The sequence below is a fragment of the Kitasatospora sp. NPDC058965 genome (assembly GCF_042741245.1).
Taxonomy (GTDB): domain Bacteria; phylum Actinomycetota; class Actinomycetes; order Streptomycetales; family Streptomycetaceae; genus Kitasatospora.
On sequence record NZ_JBHYKG010000448.1, the window covers coordinates 1 to 5,308 of the forward strand.

The following is a 5,308-nucleotide window of genomic DNA, read 5'->3' on the forward strand; positions in this document are numbered from 1 at the left end:
GCCCCGGCGCCCGCGGCGCCCGCCGCGCCGCCCGCGCACCCCGGCGCGGCGGCCGATCTGCGCGCCCGGGTGGACCAGGCCTGGGCCTTCGGCGAGGCCGGCCACGCGATGGAGGCGGTCCGGCTGCTCACCGGCCTCACCACCGAGGCCGCGCGCGCCCTCGGTCCGCACGCCCCGCAGACCCTGCAAATCGCCTATGACCTTGCCATCTGGCGCGGGATGGCTGACGATATCGCTGGCGCGGCAGGCCTGTTGGCCGATCTCGTGCCGTTGATGATCGCCACCCTGGGGCCGGGGGACGAGGACGTGGCGAAGGCGACCAGGGACCTGTGGTCCTACCGAAGCGACCTCGAACGCCGGCGGAGCCGGTCGGGCTCGACCGCCCGCCCCGGTGAGCTCGCCGCGCTGCTCGGTCTCCCCATCCACCACCTGCCCATCTGAACCAGCCTGTCCTGGGGGAGAGATGAAAGCCGGCGAGCTGCTGGACGGTCGCTACGACCTGGTCGGCGAACTGGGCCGCGGCACCTTCGGCGTGGTCTTCGAGGCCTTCGACCGCCGGCTCGGCCGCCAGGTCGCGGTCAAGGCGCTGCGCAACCGCGGCACCGGCGAGGAGGCCGGCGACCTGCTGCGGCTCTACCGCGAGGTGGACGTGCTGGCCCAGCTCTCGCACCCCAACATCGTGGCGGTGTACGACAAGAGCGAGGTGGCCGCGGAGGGCGAGCGGTACCACTTCATCGTGATGGAGCTGCTCAACGGGCAGACCCTCAAGCAGGTGCTGGCGGCCGGCCGCCCGGAGCTGCTGCAGGCGCTGGACTGGGCCGGTCAGCTCTGCGCGGCGCTGGCGGCCGCGCACGCGGCCCGGGTGATCCACCGCGACGTCAAGCCCGAGAACATCATGTTCGCCAGACCCGACCGGCAGCTGCTCAAGGTGCTCGACTTCGGCATCGCCCAGATCGGCGACAACCGGGACGGGCTGACCACCGACGGCGTGGTGATCGGCTCGACCCCGTACCTGGCCCCCGAGCGGTGGCGCGGCGAGCCCGGAACGGTCCGCTCCGACCTCTACGCGGTCGGCTGCGTGCTGTACGAACTCCTGACCGGCGCCCGGCCGTTCACCGCCACCACCACCTACAGCCTGATGGTGCAGCACCTGGAGGAGCCGGTCCCGAGCCCGGCGGCGCTGCCCGCCGACCTGACCCGGCTGCTGTTCCAGCTGCTGGCCAAGGACCCCGCCGAGCGACCGGTGGACGCGGCCGAGGTGGGCCGCCGGCTGGCCCGGGCCACCGACGCGGTGCACGACCTGCGCCGCCGGGCCGACGCCGCCTTCGAGGCCGCGCTGGACGGCCGCCCGCAGGAGGCGGTGGACCGGCTGCGGCCGCTGATCGAGCACTTCGCGCTGGCCTTCGGCAAGGACGACGGGCGCACCCTGCGGACCTGCCACGACCTCGCGGTGGCGCTGGAGCGGCTGGGCCGGCCGGACGAGGCCTACTGCCTGCTGGCCGAGCTGCTGCCGGCCAGCGCCGCGGCGCTGGGGGAGGACCACCCCGACACCGTCGCGGTGCAGCGCCGGCTGACCCGCCTGGCGGTGCCCGAGCAGCCCTGCGCGCCCGGGCTGCTGGCCGCCCTGCTGGGCGATGTCAACCGTGCGGCCGACTGATTCGGCGCCGCCCGCGCTTGGAGGAATTGATAGGAACTCGCCGATCCGGACCCCCTGGCAGGCCCTTCCGAGCCGTTGATATACCTCTATTTCCCCTGTTCCGGCAGAGCGATTGAGGTGATGGGCAGATGAAGCTGCTGCGTGTGGGCGCCCCGGGTGCGGAGCGGCCGGCGGTGCTCGGTCCCGACGGCACCGGCTACGACCTGTCCGGCCGGACCCGGGAGATCGACGGTGCGTTCCTCGCCTCGTTGGACCCGGCCGAGCTGGCCGCCGCGGTGGCCGCCGGCGAGCTGCCGGTGCTCGACCTGGCGGGCGAGCGGCTGGGCGCCCCGGTGGCCCGCCCCGGCAAGGTGGTCTGCGTGGGCCTCAACTACCGCGACCACGCGGCCGAGGCCGGCGCCGCGATCCCGGTCGAGCCGGTGCTCTTCCTCAAGGCGAGCAACACCGTGGTCGGCCCCGAGGACGAGGTGCTGATCCCGCGCGGCAGCACCAAGACCGACTACGAGGTCGAGCTGGCCGTGGTGATCGGGCGGACGGCCCGGTACCTGACCAGCGACGCCGAGGCGGCGGCCTGCATCGCCGGCTACACGATCTCCAACGACGTGACCGAGCGCGCCTTCCAGCTGGAGCGCGGCGGCCAGTGGGACAAGGGCAAGTGCTGCGAGACCTTCAACCCGCTCGGCCCCTACCTGGTCACCCCGGAGGAGCTCGGCGACCCGCAGGCACTGGAGCTGAAGCTGTGGGTCAACGGGGAGCTGCGGCAGGACGGCAGCACCGCCCAGATGATCTTCCCGGTGCTCGCGGTGCTGCGCTACATCAGCCAGTTCATGGTGCTGGAGCCGGGTGACGTGGTCACCACCGGCACCCCGGCCGGCGTCACCATGGGCCGCCCGGGCGTCCCGTTCCTGCAGCCGGGCGACGTGATGGAGCTGGAGGTCACCGGCCTGGGCCGGCAGCGCCAGGTGCTCGGCAAGGCCTGAGCGCCCGCGGCCCGGCGGACCGGGCCTAACCGATCGTCAGCCCGCCGAGCCCGGCCAGCAGCCGCGCGGCCCGCCCGTCGGGCGACTCCGCCGCGAGCAGGCCGGCCAGCACCTCGGCGGCCTGTCCGTCGTGCGGCGCGCTGGCCGCGGTCATCGCGACGAACTGGTCCACCAGCCAGTCGCGCAGCTCGGCCGGCGGGATCTGCCGGCCCTCGTCCAGCCAGCTGATCGAGGAGGCCTCGACCACCGAGATCCAGCTGCGCACCAGCAGGGTCAGCCGCGGTCCGGCCTCCCGCACGCCCATGTAGCGCAGGGTGCGGCGCAGCGCCGTGCGCCGCACCTCGTCCACGATCGCGTTGGTGCGCGCCGTCTCCACCACGGAGCCGCCGCGCAGCAGCGCGGCGTAGCCGGCGTCGTGCTCGGCGACGAAGGAGAAGTAGGCGTCCAGCACGGCGCCGAGCTGCTCGGTCGGGGTGCCGCGCTGCGGCACGGTGAACCGGTGGGTCAGCTCGGTGGCCGCACTGCGCAGCGCGGCCTCGTAGAGCTGCTGCTTGCCGCCGGCGAAGTAGCGGTAGACCAGCGGGCGGGAGGCGCCGGAGGCCTCGGCCACGTCGTCCAGGCTGACCTCGTCCGGCGGGCGGGTGCTGAACAGCGACAGCGCCACCGCGATCAGCTGCTCGCGGCGCTGCTGCACCGGGAGCCGACGGTAGCCGGACCGCTTCCGCGCGGCCGGGGTGGCGGGTTCGGCCGGCTCCGTGTCGTTCATGGCGGTCAGCGTAGTGCGCGGCGGGGGCGCGCTCTACGGGCGCACCGGGAGCAAATCGCACCCACCGTTCCGGAAAGGGGCTTGCAAAGCACCCGAGCTGCGAAAAGATGTCCGAATGGCTTCCGAACCGAACCGCTCCGCCGACGTCACCCCGCGCCACATCGCGGACGCCTACGTCACGGCACTCGCCGACCTGGACCCGCTGACCGCGGTCTACCTCGGGCTCAACCCGGAGGACGACCGCCTCCCCGACCTCTCCCCGGCCGGCCTCGCCGCCGCGGCCGAGCTGTCCCGCCGCACCCTGGCCCAGCTGGACGCCGCCGAGGCGGCCGGCGCCGTGGCGGACGCCGCCGACCCGAAGGCCGAGGCCCGCTGCGCCCGGCTGCTGCGCGAGCGGCTCACCGCGGAGCTCGCGGTGCACGACGCGGGCGAGGACTTCCGCTCGGTGCGCAACCTCGGCTCCCCGCTGCACAACCTGCGGGAGGTCTTCACCCTGCTGGCGACCGAGACCGACGAGGACTGGGACCGCCTGGGCCGCCGGCTGGCCCGGGTGCCGCTGGCCGTCCAGCAGTACCGGCAGACCCTGGAGGCCGGCGTCGAGCGCGGCCTGTTCTCCGGCCCGCGCCAGGTCGGCACCGTGATCGAGCAGATCGAGGAGTGGCTGGCGCCGGGCGAGGAGGTCACCGGGGCGGCCCGCACGGCCGGCTGGTTCGGCGTGCTGGTGCACCCGGCCCCCGAGCCGCGGCGCACCTCGCTGGTGGCGCTGGCGCAGGCCGCCACCGACGGGATCGCCGCCTTCCGCGACTGGCTGGCCCAGGTCTACGCCCCGGCCGCGGCCGGCACCCCGGACGCGGTGGGCCGCGAGCGGTACGCCCGCTGGGTGCGCTACTGGACCGGCGCCGAGCTGGACCTGGACGAGGCCTACCGGTGGGCCTGGACCGAGTTCCACGACCTGGACGCGCAGATGCGCACCGAGGCGGAGAAGGTGCTGGCCGGCGCCACCCCGATGGGGGCGATGAAGTGGCTGGAGACCGACGGCCCCGCGATCACCGGCGCCGAGCCGGCCCGCGCGTACCTGCAGGGCCTGATGGACCAGGCGATCAACGACCTGCAGGGCGTCCACTTCGACCTGGCCGAGCCGGTGACCCGGGTGGAGTCGCGGATCGCCCCGGCCGGCAGCGCCGCCGCCCCGTACTACACCGCGCCCTCGCTCGACTTCAGCCGCCCGGGCCGCACCTGGCTGCCGACCCTGGGCCGGGACAGCTTCCCGGTCTGGGACCTGGTCAGCACCTGGTACCACGAGGGAGTACCGGGGCACCACCTGCAGCTGGCGCAGTGGAACTACGTGGCGTCGAGCCTGTCCACCTACCAGGTCAGCCTCGGCGGGGTGAGCGCCAACCTGGAGGGCTGGGCGCTGTACGCCGAGCGCCTGATGGACGAGCTGGGCTACCTGACCGACCCGGGCCACCGCCTCGGCTACCTGAACGCCCAGATGATGCGGGCGCTGCGGGTGATCGTGGACATCGGCATGCACGTGGGCCTGGACTTCCCGGCCGACTCGCCGTACCACCCGGGCGAGCCGATGACCCCGGAGCTCGCCCGCGAGTTCTTCGGCGAGTACTGCGGCCTGTCCACCGCCTTCCTGGACAGCGAGCTGGTCCGCTACCTGGGCCTGCCCGGCCAGGCGATCGGCTACAAGCTGGGCGAGCGGGCCTGGCTGCGCGGTCGGGCGGCGGCCCGGGCGGCGCACGAGGCGCGCGGCGAGGAGTTCGACCTGAAGGCCTGGCACATGGCGGCGCTGTCGCAGGGCTCGCTCGGCCTGGACGACCTGGTGGCGGAGCTCTCCGCGCTCTGACCCGGGCCGGCCCGGAGCTCTCCGCGCTCCGAGCCGGGCCGGCCCGGGTC

4 protein-coding genes and 1 pseudogene are annotated in these 5,308 nt (G+C 74.4%); 4 read left to right on the forward strand and 1 reads right to left on the reverse strand.

Annotation, left to right across the window (positions count from 1 at the left end):
* From ACFW1A_RS38120 to ACFW1A_RS38130, 3 genes and pseudogenes are all read left to right on the forward strand, one after another.
* Positions 1–441, forward strand: a pseudogene (locus tag ACFW1A_RS38120) (hypothetical protein); the annotation flags it as partial.
* 22 nt (positions 442–463) lie between these two features.
* A complete protein-coding gene (locus ACFW1A_RS38125; RefSeq protein ID WP_380417841.1) occupies positions 464–1,657 on the forward strand; it encodes a protein kinase in 1,194 nt (397 codons plus the stop codon).
* Between the two features lie 128 nt (positions 1,658–1,785).
* The gene (locus ACFW1A_RS38130; RefSeq protein ID WP_380417843.1) at positions 1,786–2,637 is read left to right on the forward strand and encodes a fumarylacetoacetate hydrolase family protein; all 852 of its coding nucleotides are present in this window, start codon (positions 1,786–1,788) and stop codon (positions 2,635–2,637) included.
* A gap of 25 nt (positions 2,638–2,662) precedes the next feature.
* On the opposite strand, the gene ACFW1A_RS38135 is transcribed toward ACFW1A_RS38130, so the two are convergent.
* Positions 2,663–3,403 carry a TetR/AcrR family transcriptional regulator gene (locus tag ACFW1A_RS38135; RefSeq protein ID WP_380417845.1) on the reverse strand — a complete coding sequence of 247 codons (741 nt, stop codon included), beginning with the start codon at positions 3,401–3,403 and terminating at the stop codon, positions 2,663–2,665.
* A 115-nt stretch (positions 3,404–3,518) separates the two neighbouring features.
* On the opposite strand from ACFW1A_RS38135, the gene ACFW1A_RS38140 reads away from it, so the two are divergent.
* Positions 3,519–5,258 carry a DUF885 domain-containing protein gene (locus ACFW1A_RS38140; protein WP_380417847.1) on the forward strand — a complete coding sequence of 580 codons (1,740 nt, stop codon included), beginning with the start codon at positions 3,519–3,521 and terminating at the stop codon, positions 5,256–5,258.
* Positions 5,259–5,308 lie beyond the last annotated feature (50 nt).